General features: G+C 40.8%; 12 protein-coding genes. All 12 read right to left on the bottom strand.

Annotated elements, in window-relative coordinates; translation table 11 throughout:
- Window positions 1–162 precede the first annotated feature (162 nt).
- Window positions 163–696 (bottom strand): cell division protein ZapC, encoded by a 534-nt coding sequence (locus tag H5114_RS09350; protein ID WP_124015903.1) that lies wholly within the window; start codon window positions 694–696, stop codon window positions 163–165.
- Window positions 697–864: 168 nt separating this feature from the next.
- On the bottom strand, window positions 865–1884 hold the full coding sequence (gene pyrD, locus H5114_RS09345; RefSeq protein ID WP_124015902.1) for a quinone-dependent dihydroorotate dehydrogenase: 1020 nt from the start codon (window positions 1882–1884) through the stop codon (window positions 865–867).
- A 61-nt stretch (window positions 1885–1945) separates the two neighbouring features.
- Complete coding sequence (locus H5114_RS09340; RefSeq protein WP_124015901.1) at window positions 1946–6793, bottom strand: NAD-glutamate dehydrogenase; 4848 nt, start codon at window positions 6791–6793, stop codon at window positions 1946–1948.
- Between the two features lie 328 nt (window positions 6794–7121).
- Window positions 7122–9428, bottom strand: a complete 2307-nt coding sequence (locus tag H5114_RS09335; RefSeq protein ID WP_182697159.1) for an RND family transporter — start codon at window positions 9426–9428, stop codon at window positions 7122–7124.
- A 49-nt stretch (window positions 9429–9477) separates the two neighbouring features.
- Entirely contained in the window at window positions 9478–10488 is a 1011-nt protein-coding gene (locus tag H5114_RS09330) for a YCF48-related protein (RefSeq protein ID WP_182722782.1), read from the bottom strand.
- A 55-nt stretch (window positions 10489–10543) separates the two neighbouring features.
- Window positions 10544–11908 (bottom strand): DUF1329 domain-containing protein, encoded by a 1365-nt coding sequence (locus H5114_RS09325; protein ID WP_124015898.1) that lies wholly within the window; start codon window positions 11906–11908, stop codon window positions 10544–10546.
- Between the two features lie 13 nt (window positions 11909–11921).
- Entirely contained in the window at window positions 11922–13970 is a 2049-nt protein-coding gene (locus tag H5114_RS09320; protein ID WP_124015897.1) for a DUF1302 domain-containing protein, read from the bottom strand.
- Window positions 13971–14285: 315 nt separating this feature from the next.
- Entirely contained in the window at window positions 14286–14501 is a 216-nt protein-coding gene (locus H5114_RS09315) for a DUF2835 domain-containing protein (RefSeq protein ID WP_124015896.1), read from the bottom strand.
- 90 nt (window positions 14502–14591) lie between these two features.
- On the bottom strand, window positions 14592–17153 hold the full coding sequence (gene pepN, locus H5114_RS09310) for an aminopeptidase N (protein WP_182722781.1): 2562 nt from the start codon (window positions 17151–17153) through the stop codon (window positions 14592–14594).
- Between the two features lie 319 nt (window positions 17154–17472).
- A complete protein-coding gene (gene prc, locus H5114_RS09305; RefSeq protein WP_182722780.1) occupies window positions 17473–19524 on the bottom strand; it encodes a carboxy terminal-processing peptidase in 2052 nt (683 codons plus the stop codon).
- Between the two features lie 21 nt (window positions 19525–19545).
- Window positions 19546–20157 carry an RNA chaperone ProQ gene (gene proQ, locus H5114_RS09300; protein WP_124015893.1) on the bottom strand — a complete coding sequence of 204 codons (612 nt, stop codon included), beginning with the start codon at window positions 20155–20157 and terminating at the stop codon, window positions 19546–19548.
- Window positions 20158–20433: 276 nt separating this feature from the next.
- Window positions 20434–20892, bottom strand: coding sequence for a GAF domain-containing protein (locus H5114_RS09295; RefSeq protein ID WP_124015892.1), 459 nt, complete (start codon window positions 20890–20892; stop codon window positions 20434–20436).
- Between the last annotated feature and the right edge of the window lie 40 nt (window positions 20893–20932).

Raw genomic sequence — 20932 nt, 5'->3', positions numbered from 1 at the left:
GAGGCGGACGCGCCTGATAAAATAGAGATTAAGTGAATAATACATGCGGATTAAACTTTAGCGAGTTTATCAATAGAAGTAGACTAGCACTATTTTTATACGTTAACCGCACATGCTAGCTAGTGAACAAATTGATTCGAGTGTCTTATCTATTCAACTCTTTTATGCCGCGACAACTTGCTTAGCTTTACGCAGTGGATGTAAACGATTATGCATTACTTTTATGATATCAAATTGTGCTAATGATTTATTTTCAGATAGCTGACAGTATTGTGACAAAATCATCACAGTTGCTGCTTGTAAGCCATTTGCAATAACTAATGCCAATACTTTAGAGTAGCCGCAGTTGAGCTGAAACAACTTACCCACATCACAATAAACACACTCATCACTGACGTCAAAAAACCAAGATTTAGGCATTTGTGATTGTAATAAAAAATGCGCGGCAGTTGCGTTCAGTGCAGTTTGTACAATACCTGCATCGGAGATATGCAACACTTTAGGAAGGGTTTCGAGCATTTTAATGTAAAATTTGGCGTGTTCAAGGTTAAATTCAGCTGCCTTTAGAGCATCTGGAATTAACAATTTTGTCTTATATGGCGTTAAGAACTCCATCTCAGAACCCAACGAAATACTTAATTGCTTCAAGCTTTCATTGTATTCCCAATGCCAGTCCTTATTTGGCATTAATAACATGACTATTTACACCTAAATATTGAACACGCTTATATATTAGATGATTTTTCACTCAATATCAAAATTTAATTATAAATTATAACATAAATTTCAGAGTGTTAGCGCGATCGAACGATCAAAATTTCGATCGCGGCATGATTTTTGATCAATGCAAAGCTGTTTTAGGCGCTATTTTGAACAATATGCCTTTGCGATCTGATCAACTAATTTAGGTCCTTGATAAATAAAACCTGAGTATATCTGCACCATAGTTGAGCCCGCATCAAACTTAGCTATCGCATCTGCGGCACTATTGATCCCACCAACACCAATGATCGGGATCTTACCTTGCAAACAGATCGCTAATTGTTTGATCACTTGAGTCGATAAATCAGTCAAAGGCTTACCGCTTAAACCGCCCATTTCTTCGGCATGTTTTAAACCAGTTACAGTATCTCGGCTTAATGTCGTATTAGTCGCAATCACACCATCAAACTGATTACTCAGTAACGAATCCGCAATCGCTTTAATCTCGTCTGAACTTAAATCAGGCGCAATCTTGAGCGCAACCGGGACATATTTGCCGTGTTTAGCGGTTAATTCTGTTTGTTTCGCTTTAATTGAACTGAGTAAGTCGTCAAGTAACTCACCGTATTGCATTGAACGTAAACCTGGGGTGTTTGGTGAAGAGATATTCACCGCAATATAACTGGCGTATGGATACACTTTATCCATGCAGATCAAGTAGTCATCCTTACCCTGCTCTACTGGAGTATCTTTGTTTTTACCTATATTCACACCAACCATAATGTCAGACTTTTTGGCCATTAAATTACGAACCAGATTATCCACACCTTTATTGTTAAAACCCATCCGATTAATAATCCCTTTAGCAGGTTTTAATCGAAATAATCTTGGTTGATCGTTACCCGGTTGCGGGCGTGGTGTTACGGTTCCGACTTCAACATGGCCAAACCCCATCGCATGAAAAGCATCAATTGACTCGCCGTCTTTATCTAATCCCGCTGCTAAGCCAACAGGATTAGGAAACGTCAAACCCATACAGGTTACAGGAGCGGATTTAACCTGTTGACGATAGAAACAGTTTAATGGGTTATTTCCGGTAATTTTCAAGCTACCAATCGCTAGATTATGAGCTAACTCAGGGTCCATCTGAAACATTACTTTCTGTGCAAGTTTGTAAAACATGTTTTCTCCTAGACCTAAAAAAAGCCCCGGCAATCGCCAGGGCTTATTCACATTATAAAAACTACTTCTGACCTACGCAATGTAAAATCAGTAAGTTCAGTTCCCGTAAGGCGACTGAGAACTTCGCAAATTCATGGGTTTGAGAAACCTTGAAATCCGCTAGCATGTGATACCATCTTTCGAGTAAAGGCTTATTTTGTTCAATCCACTGATTAATCACACTATCTGCATCACAAGTCTCGGTACAAGTACGTAATACAGCAGAACTTAATGCACGTTGCTGCCAATCAAGTTCTTCTCTGAATGCTGCACGGGCAAGTGCTTGCCAATGGTTAGCAACAGGTTGAGCACTGATTTGTTCTAAGAACCAATGTAACTCAACTTTTGCACCGAGTTTAAAGTAAGTCTCAGATACCAGTTCAACTGACTTGTTCTCGATTTGAGCAATTTGTGCAATGTCTAACGCTGAGAATAATGTACTCATTTTAGCCACAACTTGTGCAACAGCTTGAGGAACATTTTCGGTGGTTAGCGCAGCAATCTCAGCAGAAATTACTTTCACTTCAGCATCTATCATGTATTGGTCAACATTGGCTTTAAGCTGTTCAAACACTGGCTTAAAGAACGCAATAGTTTGGTCAATATCATGAGCACGATTACGATGGCGGATAAACCAACGACACGCGCGACGCATACTACGACGTAATTGATGCAACATTTCACCCTGCACCACTGCAGGGATGACGCCACTTAAATCAGTAATTGAAGTGGTTAAGTCATCAAGGCCAAAGATTTCTCGGGCCATAGTGTAACAAATGGCGGCTTCAGCAACTGTTGCACCGGTCTCATCTTGCATACGTTGTACAAAATTAAAGCCCATATCATTAACTAATTCATTGGCTAATGATGTAGCAATAATTTCACCGCGAAGAGGATGAGCGGTCATTTTATTAGCATATTTTGCTTGAAGCTTTTTAGGGAAATAAGCCACTAGCAATTTACTTAAAAATGCATCTTCAGTGATTTCAGGGGTCACTAATTGCTCTTTCAATACCATTTTAGCGTACGCAACTAATACCGATATTTCAGGGCGAGTTAACGCGCGTCCATTGGCTAAACGTTCAGCTAAATCGTCATCAGTAGGTAAAAACTCAAGCGCGCGATCAAGCTTGCCGTCTTTTTCAAGATATTGAATAAAACGAATCTGCTCTTTCAACTGCGACACGCCATCGACTTGAGTCACAGAGATAGTACGAGTCTGATCTTTACAGTCTTGAATGACAATCTCGCTAACTTGATCTGTCATGTCTTCAAGTAGACGGTTACGTTGTTTAACCGTTAACTCGCCTTCTGCCACCAAGGTATTCAAGAAAATTTTAATGTTAACTTCGTTGTCTGAGCAATCAACACCACCAACGTTATCAACAAAGTCGGTGTTCATACGGCCACCATTAGCGCAGTATTCAATACGACCTAATTGGGTACAACCTAAGTTACCGCCTTCACCAATAATTTTGGCGCGAATTTCTTTACCGTTAACGCGTAAAGTGTCATTAGCACGATCGCCAACTTCAGCATGAGATTCTTTGCTCGACTTAACATAAGTCCCGATACCACCATTCCAAATCAAGTCTACTGGCATTTTCAGTAGTTCTTTCATCAGTTCGGTTGGGTTCATGGTGTCTTTATCAGTCGCTAACATCTGCTTAATTTCTGGGGTCAATTTAATTGACTTGGCAGAGCGTAAGAAGATCCCGCCGCCTTTAGAAATCAGTTTCGCGTTATAATCTTCCCAACTTGAGCGTGGCAAGACAAACAAACGCTGACGTTCAGCATAGCTTTCGGCAATTTTTGGCGTTGGGTCGATAAAGATATGCATATGGTTAAATGCAGCAACTAATTGAGTTTGCTCAGATAACAACATACCGTTACCAAATACATCACCCGCCATATCACCAATCGCCACACAGCTAAATGGAGTGGTTTGGCAATCTACACCAATTTCACGGAAATGGCGTTTAACCGATTCCCAAGCTCCACGTGCGGTAATCCCCATTTTCTTGTGGTCATAACCATTACTACCACCAGAGGCAAACGCATCGCCTAACCAGAAGTTGTATTCGATCGCAATCGCGTTAGCGATATCTGAGAAAGTCGCGGTGCCTTTGTCGGCTGCAACCACTAAATAAGGATCGTCTTCATCATGACGAACAACATCTGCAGGCGGAACAACTTCACCGTTAATTATGTTGTCAGAAATGTCTAATAATGCGCGAATAAAGATACGGTAACACTCTTGCCCTTCGGTGAATAAAGCCTCACGGCCACCCTCTGTTGGCAGTTGCTTACACACAAATCCACCTTTTGCGCCTACAGGCACAATCACGGTGTTTTTCACTTGTTGTGCTTTTACTAAGCCTAACACTTCAGTACGGAAATCTTCGCGACGATCTGACCAGCGTAAACCACCACGAGCCACTTTACCGCCACGTAGATGGACACCTTCAACACGAGGTGAATACACAAAGATCTCAAACTTAGGCATCGGCTTAGGCATTTCTGGAATTAAGCTCGGTGCAAATTTAAACGAGATATAATCCTTTGATTTGCCGCCAATCGCAGTTTGATAGAAGTTAGTACGCAACGTGGCATTAATTAAATCTAAATAACGTCGAATAATTCGGTCATCATCTAAACTTGAAACGTCATCAAGCTGAATATTCACTTGCTCGAGGAATTTACTCAAGGTGCGTGTCTTTAGCTTAGGATTGAACTTACGAATGAACATCTTAACCAATAAATCCGCAAGTTTTGGATAGCGGCTAAAGGTTTCTTCAATGTAAGACTGACTGAATGTAGCGTCAATTTGGCGCATGTACTTAGCATATGCACGTAAAATAGACACTTCACGGCCACTTAAGCCCGTTGAAAGTACCATGCGATTGAAGCCATCGTCTTCTAACTTCTTTTGCCACACTTGTAATAAGGCTGTTTGGAAACGATCTTGACTATCAGCAAGGTTTTCTGTCGCTGCGCCTTGGACTGTCATTAAGAAGTCTAAGATCCAGAACGTAGCACCATCATTAGTTTTCACTTCATATGGGCGTTCGTTGATCACACGTAAACCAAAGTTTTCTAGCATTGGTAATACGTCAGACAAGTGAATTGGCTCGTCTTTATGGAACAATTTTAAACGCACTTTATTGTCGTTTAATGCTGTTTCTTGTGGCTGATAAAATAACATGCCTAACTTATGTTCATCATCCAATGCTTCTAGATGCTGCATATCAACTACAGCTGAGCTTGGAAGAACATCATCTTTATAGCTAGGTGGGAAAGCATTTAAATAACGTTTTGTCAGTCCTGTACCAGCTTGTTCACCGACAGTATTATTTAACGCTGTGTGCAATTTATCATCCCACGAGCGAGCGGCTTCGATAAGATTTTTTTCAATAGCGGCCACATCAACATCCATATTGTTATTATCAACTTTGATAATATAATGAGTTCGAGCCAGAGTAGACTCAGAAAAATACGTTGTGAACTCAACATCTTCATTGCTCTTGAAATGTTGCGCTAGAATGCGTTGAGTATCTTGACGTAACTTAGTGTTATAACGGTCTTTAGACACATACACTAAACACGACAAGAAGCGGCCATAGCCATCTTTACGAACAAACAACTTTAACTTATCGCGATCTTGCATTTCCAATATGCCATAAGCGATATTAGACAGCTCATGGTCTTTAGCTTGGATTAGCTCATCACGAGGTAAGTTTTCAAGGATGTTCATTAACGCTTTATAGTCATGAGAACGCGGCGCTAGACCTGAGTTATCAAGAATGCGCTGAACTTTTTCACCCAACAATGGGATCTCGCGTGGACTACGGTTATAAAGATTAGAAGCATATAAACCGATGAAGCGATCTTCACCAATTACGTTGCCTTTTTTGTCAAAGCGTTTAACGCCAATATAATCTACGTAAGCAGGACGATGCACACGGCTTTTGGCAGAGCTTTTGGTCAGAACAAGTAAGCTTTCATCTAATGCCTCTTTGCGGGCAGAATCAGATAAACTTGAAAGTAACAAACCGCGCTCACTGTGTGAGGTTTTTGAACGGTTCATTAGTCCTAAGCTAGATTCAATATTAGGGACAAGCTCAACATCACCTTCAACGCGTTTTAAATCATAATAGCGATAACCGAGCAAAGTGAAATGGTGGTTGTTCAAGTAGTTTAAAAAATCAACAGACTCTTGAAGTTCCGCTTTTTCACCAGGAAATGGCCGTGAAGGTAATTGTTTAATGGTATCGGTTAATGTGTCTGACATTAATTGCCAATCATTGACCGACGCTGATACATCCGCTAAGACAGATTGAATCTCTTTCTCAATCGCCTTGATGTCGGCATCACTATTTTGCTTGTCAATTTCGACTAAGAAAACCGCAACATTATTGCTGCCTTCTGTAGCTTCATTAACAAATGACACATCAGTGACATTGTTGTTAGCAGCACGCACGACCGCTAATGGCGTATGCAACATCACATGAGCGGTAATGCCCATTCGATTTAACGCCATTGAGAGCGAGTCAACCAAAAAAGGCATATCAAGTTGAATAATCTCAATAATGCTGTGAGTTGACTGCCAGCCATGTTTTGCTTGGCTAGGATTAAACACTCGGATGTGAGTTTCGTCCTGCGCGGTTTTATTCAGCGCATTCCAAAGGCTCAATACGGCACCATATAAATCACTGTCATTACGAGCATTGAGATCGTCTTTTGACATATGGGCGTAGAGGCAATTAGCAAATTGCTCAACTTGTTTGGCTTGAGAATGAGGGATTTTTGTGTGAATTAAATTGACTACATTTTCCAGTAGTACTGAAGGCATTGCATCTTTCAAGGCCATGTTGCAGATTCCTTAAGCGTCTATGGCAGCGCTCTTATCATTATATGGATGCTTCGGCTTGTTGATTCTGTAGGTCCGAGTCATTTTGTGTGTATCACGTAAATAACTGTTTTTAGTTTAACAAAAGAAACTCATAATTGAGATCTGATGCAAAGTTTATTACTAAATTGCTGCTATATCGAGGAAAATTTTAGTGGTACATCCTCTATAAATCCACTCGACAGCATAGATTGGTACTTAAAATGACATTTAAGTCGTTTGCATAGAGTAACTATGCAAAACAAAAAAGGGAGCTAAGCTCCCTTTTTTGTTTAATTGCATGTTTTAGTTACTTTTTTCTCCAAAACATAGCTGAAAGTGCGGGAAGAATAATAATTGCCCCCAACATATTCACTAAAAACATGAAAGTCAGCAAAATTCCCATATCCATTTGGAATTTCAGGTCGGAGAAGAACCAAGTACTCACTCCAATCGCTAAAGTTAGCCCGGTAAATATCACCGCACTGCCACGCTCAACCAATGCTTCGAAATACGCTTGTTGCACAGGCATGCCATTACTGAGCTTGTTGGACATGGTCGATAAGATATAAATCCCGTAATCAACACCAATACCCACCCCTAAGGCGATAACAGGTAAGGTACTGACTGCTAGACCAATATCGAGCAAAGTCATTAAGGCTTGTGCTAACGTCGATACCACATAAAGTGGGATAATCACTGCTATCGTTGCCTTGAGTGACTTAAAGCTAATTAAACATAAGACAAACACTGCACCGTAAACGTACAACATCATTGGCAGCTGAGCTTCACTTACAGCTTCATTGGTTGCAGCCATAACGCCAACCGGACCCGAAGCTAGCTTAAATTGTAACGTGTCGGAGTTAAGCTCAGCAGCAACAGCTTTAACTTTATCAACAACCACCTCAATGGTTTCTGCTTTATGGTCTTTTAAGAACAAGTAAACCGGCATAACAGAGCAGTTGCTATTTAATAAACCCGATGTGGTTGGAACTTGACCCACGGCTTGAACTAGACTGGCTGTGGTGCGCGGTAAAATCTCCCACTTAGGGTTACCTTCGTTAAAACCGGCATTCACTTTTTTGGCAATCGATGCCAAACTCGCGGTTGACTCAACCCCAGGTGTATTAGCCATCATCCACTCAAACTGATCTATCTGCGATAACACAGAATGATATGTACAAGCTTCAGGAGTGGCTTCTACAATCACAGACATAACGTCGGTTGTTATAGAGAAATGTTTGGTAATGAAGAAAGTATCTTGGTTATAGCGAGAGTCTTGATGCAGCGCTGGCGCCCCACCCTGTAAATCACCAATTTGCATTTTTGACGCTTGCTGAAAACCAACGGCATAAAGTATTGCTGTTGAAATCAATACCACTACAGCATATTTCGGAGTGGCAAACTTAGACAGCCAACGCCAAATATTTTCTATTTGTTGACGTTTCTGTGGGTTATCTTGCTTAGTCGGTAATTCGAAATACGAAATCACTAAAGGAAGCAAAATAAGATTAGTGAGAATAATCACTGCAACACCTAATGATGCAGAAATTGCCAGCTCTCGAATAATACCAATATCAATCGAAAGTAAGGTTAAAAAACCCACTGTATCAGATAATAACGCAACGCCACCCGGCACTAACAAGCTGCGAAAAGCCGATGCAGATGCCGCTTTCGTCGTCTGGCCATCTAGCACGCGACGACGCACAGCATTGATCATCTGTACCCCATGACTGACACCAATGGCAAATACCAAAAATGGCACCAAAATCGACATTGGGTCTAAGCCAAATCCGATAACCGTCAATAAGCCTAATTGCCAAAATACCGCAACCAAACTACACATCAATGGTAAAATAGTCAGCACTATCGATTTGGAAAATAGATACACCATCACTGCAGTAATGGCTATGGCGATTAAGAAAAACAACAGTACGCCTTTGGCGCCTTCTGCTACATCACCAGCCATTTTAGCAAAGCCAATGATATGAATTTTAATCTTATCGGTTTCAAACTTACCGCGAAGCTCTTGCTCAAGTTGATTGGCAAATGCAATTGTATCAATGGCTTCACCCGTTTGTGGATCAAACTCCATCAATTGGGCCGATACCATGGCAGAAGTATAATCATTACCGATAAGACGACCTACAATGCCAGCCTTTTCGATATTGTCTCGTACCACTTTAAGGCCATACTCATCGTTACTGAAATCGGCAGGGATAACTGGGCCGCCAGCAAAACCATCTTCAACGACTTCGGTAAAACGCGTTGAAGGCGAAAAAAGTGACTTAACCTGTGAGCGTTCTACACCAGGAATAAAGAATAATTGATCGTGGACATTTTTGAGTGCATCAAAAAATTCCGGATTAAATATATTGCCGCTCGTATCTTCAACTGCAACCATAATGCTGTTGGCACCACCAAAGTCTTTCTGATGCTTGGTATAGGTTTGCATATAAGAGTGATTAAGAGGAATATTTTTACTGAAAGCCGCATCCATTTTTAGTTGGCTGGCTTGGTAACCTAAAAAAATAGTAATAAAAATAAATGAAATTATGACCCATTTTCGATTACGAAATAAATGAGATTCAAATCCATTGACCAGTTTTTCTAACATCTTTTCGGCCTTATTATTGTTGTTTTAATTGTCCAATTTAACCAAAAGGTTAATCAAGCTGAAACAGTCCCTTAGAACCGGCAAACCATAATTGGCCTTTACTGTCTTTAGCAATAGCCACAATGTTTTCACCTTGACGCCTAGCAACAATAGTTGCTCTACCATCATCAACTGATAATACAATTCCAGCATTACCGACTAGGTATAGGTCATTATTAGATGTAACAAGTGCACCATTGATTGATGATTGGACAGGTAGTTCTACTTCTTCCCATGCAGATAAACTTAAATCTGACTTAAATACATGACCACGAAGTCCCATTACATAAACATCATCACCAACCGAAATGGCATTGAACATCGAGCCATCATAGTCAAAATTGGTTTTAGTAAAGGTATGGCCATTATCATCAGATACCGCCACCATACCAAGCTCACCGACCAATAATAAGCGTTTATCTTCAAGACGAATCAAACGGTTAAAGTGAGGTAATAAAGACGCACGCTCCGATAAATACAAGGCTTCATCTTCTGCTTTAAGGTCATTTAAATAAGCAACATCATCTTCAAAGAGCAATTCTTGGTGAAACTCATCTTGCCAAGTTTTACCGCCATCAGCGGTGCGATAAAATAATCCATACGCCCCAACTGCAATACCATCTTCAGGAGTGTAGAAGCGTACATCTAAAAATGGCTTCTCAATTTCAGCTGATTGCATCTGCACTGACCAGGTCTCACCACCATCTTGGGTGTGAATAACCGTGGCATCATGACCGACAGCCCAACCTAGTTTGTCATCAAAAAAAAACACTTTGGTTAACTGGGACAAAACGGGAGTGGCGACTTGATGCCATTGATTATTTTCTAACATCAACACATTGCCACGTTGACCGACGGCAACAAGTTTGTCGCCCGCATTGGCAATATCAAGTAATAAAGAGGATTGAGCTAAGGGTTGAATTTGAACTGAAAGCGGATCGAGTTGGGCATCTACTGAAGCAGTATATAAACATGCACTAATCCCAATCGCCACAATACTGCGAAGCATGCTAAACGTCATACAAACTTCCTTTAAAATTTATAGGGGCGCTAGGCGCCCCATTTTATTATGGCTATTAACGAATACCGGCACGTCTTAATGCGTCTGGTGTGAAGTTAGCTTCAGAAAGTGATGCATCAAAATTATACATACGACCTTCGTTATCTAAACCCATCGCTAAATAACGGCGTGATTGAAGGTCATGGAATACTTCTAAGGTACTCCACAACGTAGGCACTTCGTAGTAATTGATAAGATGAGCAACACCAACACGATAAAGCTCGTCGCGGTTGTCATATATATCCGTTACTGCCACTTGCCATGAATCTTCATCAATATAAAACACGCGAGTTTTATAGGTATGACGCATGCCCTCTTTTAATGTTGCCTTCACTTCCCATACACGATGTTTTTCATAGCGAACAAATTCAGGGTTGATATGACCCGGTTTTAAAATTTGGTCATACTTTAGTTTGTCTGAATGTAATCGATAGTCGTTGTACGGAATATAAATTTCTTTTTTGCCTACGAGTTCCCAGTTATAACGCATTGGAGAACCGTTAAACATATCGAAATCATCGGTTGTTCTTAAACCATCAGAAACAGTACCTGGAGTATCAAACGCGACGTTAGGTGCTTTACGAACGCGACGTTGCCCTGTGTTATAGGTCCAAGCTTGACGTGGAAGCGCCTCTTGGTCCATGGTTTCTTTAACCAGCAATGCAGTACCGGCTAATCGTGCTGGTTGAGTCACAACTTGCTTAAAGTAAAACAAGGTGTTGGTTTCTTTAAGTTTCTCTAAAGTCACTTCAGGACGCGAATATTCGAAACGAATTTCCTCAGAGTTTTCAACTAGAGTATAAGAACCATTCGCCATAGGTGCAGCTTGGCTACGATACGTTTCGACATCTACACCGCGAAAACGCAGGATATGATTCCAAATGACTTCTAGGCCATTAGCAGGAATAGGAAACGGAACGCCAATTGTGGCCCCTTTAATACCATTACCATCAGAAATTAACTCAGCACCAACAGCATTGACTTTAGTTGCATCATAAACATATTGAGGCACAGCCGCTGTACGGCGAGTCTGATAAACATTCATTTTGTAAGTATCTGGATAGACTTCAAATAGTTTGTTTTGACCCGGAGTTAAAAACTCAGCATATTGGGCTTTATTTGCATTGGTTATGGTAAATAAGCTTTTGTCATCTGGGAACGGATCTGGATGATGCATACCCTTGGTGTAACCAGCAATAGGCTTAGTGATACCACCAGTCCAAGCAGGAATTGAACCATCTGCATTTGCCGCTTTTTCTGCACCTTGAGGGGTTAATGTTGTACCCAATTTATCTGCATCAGCTTGTGATACTTTCGCCAGCGCAGCAGGTGCACTTAGTGCGATCATCACTGCTGCCGATAATATCGTCAGTTTCTTCATTATAATTATCCTTTTAGATCGAATACTTGACGTTGAAAGAAATATAATCTCTGTCTGTCATCGCATTTGTTGTTCCTACACCACCAAAGAAGCTGTTGTAAGAAATATCTGCGCCCCAGCGACTTTGATAATCAAAATTGACACCCAAAGCAACAGACTTTCTGCCTTCAGTGAACAAGAACATTGGATCAGGCGTAATGCCATCAACGTCATGAGAGAAAATTACTCTTGGATACATGTTCACACCAGCAAACACGTTGTTAAAGTCAGCTTTGGCCACTAAACGATAACCCCAAGCAAAATCAGTCGGGAATGGATTGGTTTCTGGACCATTATGTAATGCTTCAATAATGCCAGGCATATCTGGATTGCCACCAGAACGCGCAGTACCTGGACCATTTAAGCGTAATTCGTCAAAACCAGGCATGTCATGGATCCAAACACCACCCACTTCAGCAAGCATAGTTAAGTTGTCTAAACCAAGTGTTGGACCAAATAGGTGAGTAAATGTCATCTGTGCTTGAGTCGTATCGGTAAGTATATACCCATCAACTGTTTCGCCAGGCGCCACATTATCCATTTGTGAAATACCATCTAAGTCAGGACGAATGCCTGCATTTGCTAGCTGTTGAGGCATAGCTAAGAAAAGTAATTCAACATCATCAATTTGTAATGGCTCATCTACACGGTGAGAAATTTCACCGGCAACAGATGTATCACCTACTAAAGTGTTGAAACTGAAGCCATATAACTGAATGTCTTCAGGATAAACAATTTGCGACTTGGTAAAGGTTTCCATGCTCAGCAATAAATCACGGTCAATCACGCCACCGCTTTGTGCTAAACGACCATAATCACGACCAATGGCCTCTGTGGTGAAATTAGACGCTGTACCACTGATAAGAGGGCGGCGACTATGGTAATTCATGTAATAAAAACCAAACTCAGTTTCGCCAAGTTCTGGAGAGTAATATCCTAACTTAACACCAAATTGGCCATCATTACTTGGGTCTGCAGCATCCTGAACTAAGGCAGCTTTAGTTGAATACGCTGTCATATAAGCGGCATAAGCAGAATTAAATCCACTGGCTGCGGCAGCTTCGTATAGACGTGTGTATTCAGAAATAAGGAAATCTTGGTTCATATCTGGATTAGAGTTGAAACCTAATTGCGCATTCTGGTTGTATCCGCCAAAACCCGCAAAATCATTGGTCGCAAAGTTTGAACCGGGCGTTGGTACCCAAATAGGCTGCCAATCATATTGATAAAATGCTTCTAGGTTTAAGTTTTCAGATAACCCTAACGATGCCCAAACCATCCCTTGTGGACGGAATGCTTCTTTAAGTTCAGCACCTGGCGCATTGAGAATGTTTAAGTCAACAGCATTGATTTCAGCAATACCATGAGAAATTAGGGTACTTTCCCCCCAAGAAACCACTTGATTACCGACACGAACGCTTAATGGATTAGCGCCGTCGTTTAAATCCCAGTTGGCATAGACAAATGCATCCAATAAGCGAATGTCTTTACATTGCACTTCTGATGCTTTGCTGTCTGCACAAGGATCGAACTCTTTACCGGTTAATGGGTCATTAAAACCATAGTCACCATCATTGAGTTTGCGATCATAAAAATACATACCACGTAAAAACAAACCGTAGTTTTCATACTTAAGTGATAACTCATGAAGACCTTTAACGATCTCTGAAGTCGTATCACCTTTTGCATACAATAAGTTACTTAAATCATTGTTGCTTGAATATGAGCCAGGTTGAGCCCAAATTTCGGCTGACGTATATTTGGTTGAACCAAATGCGCCACCAAATGCTGAGTAACCTGACCAATCAAATTGTGGCTGATTCACCTTACCAATTTGACCACTCCAGTCTCTATCTGACACACGCCAACTGGCACCTGCGGTCCAAGTAGAGTCAAACGTACCTCGTACATCGCCCCATTGAAAAGAAGCAGCTGAGGCTGAAGTGCTCATTCCCAAACATAATGCCGACACCACCCCCAAAGCGAGAGCCGACTTGTTAAATCTTTTTTTAACAATATTCATTTTAGTTCATCTCCGTAACCTGTTGGATTAGTTGTTATAGGAATTTAACCAACATCTTGTTAGCCCACAGGCAACACCATTGTTACAGCATTTAACTATATTGAGCAAGGTCAAAAAAAAGAAAATGTTTAAGAAAATTAACGATGTCGGGGTAAAAATGGCTAAATAAAACCTGCCTATATTTGAATTAACACAGGCGATAAAAATACAATCATTTAACCACTAACGAAAAAAGTTTATTTTCATGTACTTATAAATGTTAACAGCTTGCTACTTCACACACGATTAATCAATCAAACGTTTGAAGTAAATACTCTATAATTTATTAAGGGATTTGAAATTCCCGTCAGGGCAAAGGACTAATTTAAACTCGCCATGGATGCCATTAGGGGTTAAATAAGGTCTAAAATACTTACCATTGATGTGCAATACACGACCTTTGTGGTCCCTTACTTGCACTTTTTCTGCAACCCCTTGGTAATATGGCAAAAAAGCTTCATAACTTACGTTAAGAGAAAAAAATAACTCCATAAATCACTCCATAAAAAGGAGAGCAAGCTCTCCTTTTTAACACACTAAACAGACTGATTAATCCTACTGGATAAATAGTAATTTAAGACTTTATTCAGCTAATGATTTAGTCACTTTCTCATATAAATCGTTCGACAAATCCGGTAATGATTTTAACTCGACCAAACACTGTTTCATTAATTGCTGACGTTCTTGGTCAAATTTAGCAAACTGAATTAATGGGGTAATCATTCGCGAAGCAACTTGTGGATTAGATTTATTCAATTTAACTAAAATTTTAGTTAAATAACGGTAACCTTCTCCATCAGCACGATGAAATTGGTAAGTGTTTGCCGCAGCAAAAGCTCCAATCAATGACCGAATGCGATTAGGATTAGAGAAACTAAAGCTGCTATGTTTAGTAAGTGTCTTAATCTGATCAATCACATCGTCACTATTAACTAAAGCTTGTAAAGTAAGCCACTTATCCATTACGAGTGGGGTTGATTTCCATGTGGACTCAAAGTCACTTAATAGCATAGGCAAACACGCTAACTTTGCCATCGCGGCCGCTTTCAAAGCACCTAAACTGTCGGTCATATTTCTGGCTGAATAGTATTGTTTTTCAACCAACGATTCATGGGTATCAGAGACTTGGCATAATAATGATAAGGCAATATTTTTAAATGCTCTGGCAGCTGGGTTATCGATTAATATCAGTGCTCGATAACACACTAACAGCTCATCTTCGCAAGCAGAGGCGAGTTCTTCAACAACAAATTCTCTGGCTTTTGCCAATGCATCTAAATCAACATGATCTACCTGCTCAATAAGTGCTGAAGCACTCGGGATAGACAAAATTTCAGCGACTAAAGCTTGATCAAGATTAGCATCTAAAATAACACCTCTAAAGGCTTCTATCACTCTGGTGTCAATCATCATTACTTGTTGCTGTTGTAACTGTGCAACGTTATCCCAGATGGTTTGACTGATTAATTGCACCGATGCTTCCCAGCGTGCAACTTCACTCGATGCATGGCGCATAAGATGAACAAGCTGGTCAATGCTAAAATCGTAAACGAGTTTCACCGGTGCAGAAAAATCTTGAAGCAAGGAGGCTGTAGGCGCACTGTCCAGTCCATCAAACACAAATGTTTGGCTGGCTTGTGTCACATCAAGTACTTTATTGACAATGGACTGTCCCGCTCGGTCCAATAACTCCACACTAAAAGGTATATGCAGTGTTTGGCCCTTTACACCTTGTGATACCACCTGCTGAGTAACAGTTAAATGATATTCGCCCTTGTCTGCATCGAAATGATCTTTGACCGTGACGACTGGTGTACCCGCTTGGCTGTACCAACGACGGAATAAGGTTAAGTCTTTACCGCTGGCATCTTGCATGGCATTAACAAAATCATCGCAAGTTACAGCTTGACCATCATGACGTTCAAAATAGCACTTCATACCCGCTTGAAAACCGGCCTCACCTAGAATAGTGTGCATCATGCGGATCACTTCAGCACCCTTGTTATAAACCGTCACTGTGTAGAAATTGTTCATTTCAATCACACTTTCAGGACGAATAGGATGAGACATAGGACCGGTGTCTTCAGCAAACTGTTGATTTTTCATCACGCGAATGGCTTGGATACGATTAACAGCGCGAGACCCCACATCAGAGCTAAATTCTTGATCGCGAAAAACGGTTAAGCCTTCTTTTAAACTCAGCTGAAACCAATCACGACAGGTTACTCGGTTACCCGTCCAGTTGTGAAAGTACTCATGACCAACAACTGACTCAATGCCGTGATAATCTTCATCGGTAGCACTGGCTTTATCAGCAAGAACGTATTTAGTATTAAACACATTCAAACCTTTATTTTCCATCGCTCCCATATTGAAAAAATCAACTGCCACAATCATATAGATGTCGAGATCGTACTCAAGACCAAAACGGGTTTCATCCCATTTCATCGATTTTTTCAATGACGCCATCGCGTGATCGGCTTTATGTAAATTACCTTTATCAACAAAAACTTGCAGCGTCACCTCGCGACCAGACTGAGTGGTATAGCTGTCATTAAGCAAATCAAAGTCACCAGCGACAACTGCAAATAAGTAACTTGGTTTTGGAAATGGATCATGCCACTTAACAAAGTGACGTCCAGAACGTGGCATCTCGCCTTTATCAATTAAATTACCGTTACTTAACAAAAAAGGAAAAGCATGTTTATCGGCTTCAATACGCACGGTATAAATAGCCAAAACATCGGGTCTGTCTAAGAAGTAAGTAATGCGACGAAATCCTTCGGCTTCACATTGCGTGCAATAAGCACCATCAGACATGTAAAGACCTTCAAGGCTCGAATTTGCCTCAGGGTCAAGTAAAGTAACCACCTCTAATTCAAACTCATTTAGCTCAGTGGTGATCGTTAATTGGCTTTCGTGTTGACGATAGTTTGCCGTTGTACCATTAAGCTTGACTGAGCTCAGAGAAATTTGTTCACCATCAAGCACTAAATCATGCTGATGTTGGCCATTACGGATCACCTTACTAACAGCCGTTACTTTGGTATTCTTGCCATCAAGAATAACGTTTAAATCTACATGAGAAATGGTAAATGCAGGCTTAGTATAATCTTTGAGGTGTTTCTCTTGCGCTTGGTTCATACAGGATCCTTTTCAATGGTACTCATGCCAATATGATTAAACTTGTGTGGGAACGTTATCGAATTGGTATTGTTTTTATTTCACTTCAGCCGTGGTTAAGTGATTGGATAAATGGGATAAAATATCAATATGCTGCCTATTCCACCTCAAAAAGGTCATTTTACTAACAAGCCGAATCGACCGCCGTTAACCTACTGCAAGTCGATACAACGCAGTTAGAGATGCGAAGGACTGTTTGCAACCGTTTATTATCCAGAGCTGAGGTTGTTATTATTAAGAAAAAACGCGCCTAAGCGCGTTTGTTAACTGTCACAAAAAATCACTTTGAGTTTGTTTTTGCCAATTTCTCTGCATCCGCCATATCAAGCGTGATATAAGCCGTTTCATCTAAAAAGGCATCCGGTAACTTACTGTCATCGGTCTTTTCTATATCATCTAGTGACTTAACAATTGCTAAACCATCGTGCTCTCTTCGGGCATTTTCTCGATCGAGTGCACGCTTGTCATCATCTTCACGAGAAGCAAGACGTTCACTTTCAACAAGCGAGATGGTTTTGTCATTGTGATGCTTTTTAAATTCAGCTATATCTTGATAAATATAACTAAACTCTTCGTCATTACTGATCCGCGCTTGATGTTTAACATCAAGAGAACTTATCAACATAGGCGTAATATTGCCCAATGTAGTGTATTGAACAGCAGGAACTTTATCCCATGGAAGTGCATTTTTCTCTTCCGATTCCCCATATTCACCCGCTTCTAAAGCAGTAGGCAAGCGCACATCTGGGGTAACACCCTTACGTTGTGTGCTGCCACCATTGATACGGTAAAACTTGGCAATGGTATACTGAACATGACCAATTGGTTTTTCATACATGTCATAAATTCGACCTAAACTTTTATGCTGCTGAACCGTGCCTTTACCATAAGTCGATTCACCCACAATCAAAGCGCGATCATAGTCTTGTAAAGCCGCAGCAAAAATCTCTGATGCAGATGCACTGTAACGATCTACCATCACAGTCAGTGGACCACTGTATGCACTAATACCATCATTATCGCGATTTTGATTAATGCCACCATTGGCGTCACGAATTTGCACAACAGGCCCTTGATCAATAAACAATCCGGTCAATAATGTGGCTTCAGTTAACGCCCCACCACCATTACCACGAAGGTCAATAATAATGCCTTCAACATTGTCTTTTTCAAGTTTAGCGATTTCTTTAGCCACGTCTTGCGACAGATTCATGTAAAATCCAGGGATTTGAATCACACCGACTTTACGATTGGCGTACTGACCTTCTTTAGGTTCAATTACTTTTGAGGTAGCTGCGCGATCTTCTAAACGAATTTTGTCACGGGTAATGACCACTTCAAAAGGTTTAGCATTTGCGCCACCTTTTTTGGGTAAAATTTGTAATACAACTTCGCTACCCTTTGGACCTTTGATCAAATCAACCACATCATCTAAACGCCAGCCAATAACATCAACAATGCCACCGTCTTTTTGACCAACACCAACAATTTTATCTTCTGGCGATAATTTATCACTGTTGGCAGCAGGGCCTCCTGCCACTAAACTTTTGATAACAGTGTAATCATCATCCATTTGCAACACAGCACCAATGCCCTCTAAGCTTAGGTTCATTTCCATTTGGAAACGTTCAGCATTACGTGGGGATAAGTAACTGGTGTGAGGTTCAACGCTGCGAGCAAACGCATTCATTACGGTTTGAAATACGTCTTCGCTTTGGGTTTGGCTTAAACGTTTAATGGCATTATTGTAACGTTTCTCGAGCACTTCAACAATTTCAGGCCATTTTTTACCGGTCAACTTGAGATTTAATGCATCATACTTAACCCGCTGACGCCAAAGCTCATTAACTTCAGCTTCATCTTTTGGCCATTGTGCATCTTTGCGATCAAATTCATAAGCATCGCCTGCTTGGGTAAAATCAAACTCTTTATCGAGCAAAGATAAAGCATAAGCAAAACGTTCGTAGCGACGTTGTTGCACAACTTCATACATAGCAAAGGCGGGGCTAATATCGCCAGACTCGACCATATTATCAAACTGTTCTTTATACTGACTAAAGCTCGCAATATCTGCCGCAGTTAGTACATTACGACGATAATCAAGCTGCTCAAGAAAGCGGGAATATATTTGTTCAGAAAATGCATTATCAAGATTAAAGCGATGATAATGCGAGCGAGTGAACAATGTTGTCACTCGCTTGCTAGCCACTTTATGTTGTGGCTCTTGTGCTAGTTTAGGTAACTCGCTGATTTGAATCGTTGGTGAAATTGCCCATGCCGAAAAGCCGACAAATAAACTGGCAATTGACGCGGCCAAGGTAAGTTTTCGCATCAACAAGTACTCCTTAAATTTCTATAATAGTATGTGCTCTGCACGTACTTTGATGGACAAGCCAGAATCTAACTGAACATGCACATCTTCTTTATTAATATCAGTCACAACACCTGGTACTGGGGTAGCACCTAACTTAACATTAACGCGTTGTTTTTGTTTTAAATCTTCAAGCTTAGCTGGCACAAGTTGAATCACAGGAGCAACGACTGGCGCTGGACGTTCTTTTTTGACAGCTGGAGCGCGTTTAGGTGCCACTTTCTTAGCCGGCTTTTTGGGTGCTAAAGCTTGACGTTTTGCTTTGGCTTTATCTTGGCTCTCTTTGAGCGTCAAAATAGCATGGTCAATATGCTCTTGCTCTAATTCAGCACATTCATTACCGTCAAGATCAATACGTTTAGCGCCCGCTTTAACGCCTTTCAAATAGCGCCAGCTGCTGGTGTAACGACGAAGCGCTACACGTAGTTGTGTTTTACTGACTTTAGAATCATCAGCTAACCGTTCAGCCAAATCTTGAAACAGACCAATTTTTAATGGCTTAGTTTCACCTTCTGCAATAAAGCATAAAGGAAAGGTTTCATATAAATACGCTAAAATTGCGTTGGTGTCGGTCAACTTGTCTGTTGATTCCATTTTTACTTCCACGTTAATAAAGGGACTGATTATGCGGCAGAAATTTGCCATGCAGTCGTTCATCTTTCGTTAAACCTTACCGTTAAGGCTCAACGTACAAAATATCACTATCCGCCAGTTTGCTAAAGTCATTGAAACAAACCTTAACAATTTAACCAAACTTACTCTCAGCTTAATCATCGCTCATCAGTAAATCCAGCACAAATGCGTTTAGCGGCATATTATAAAGCCCGCGACAGCGAATGCGACCATGATTTAATCTATTTTGTTCGCTATTTAACCAAATAGGCAAGTTTCGAAACTTTTTACCATGTTTTCTAAGCCAATTTGATCATCTTGATCGAAACGATTGAGTAATGGACTGTCAATATCTAACACTGCCACCACTTCATTGCCCTGCCTTACAGGAATGACTATTTCGGAATTACTCGCAGAATCGCATGCTATATGACCATCAAATTGATGCACGTCGGCGATGCGTTGGGTGATATTTTCTGCAGCAGCGGTGCCACAAACACCTTTGCCCATATCAATTCGAGTGCACGCAACTTTACCTTGGAAAGGACCAAGGACGAGCTGTTCACCACGCTTGATGTAAAAACCAGCCCAGTTGAGATCCTCAAGGTTGTCATTTAACAACGCTGAAAAATTTGCCATTGCCGCAATCAAATCATCTTCGCCTTCAAGTAACGCTTGAGCTTGACGATTTAATGTTTGGTAAAATTCGGTTTTCATTTCCATTCCTTAAGCTGGTATCTACTTCAAAAGTTTGAAA

Source organism: Shewanella sp. SR43-8, from assembly GCF_014163775.1.
GTDB lineage: Bacteria > Pseudomonadota > Gammaproteobacteria > Enterobacterales > Shewanellaceae > Shewanella > Shewanella vesiculosa.
Note: the sequence above shows the minus strand (reverse complement) of the source record. Positions and strands in the feature narration are given on the sequence as shown.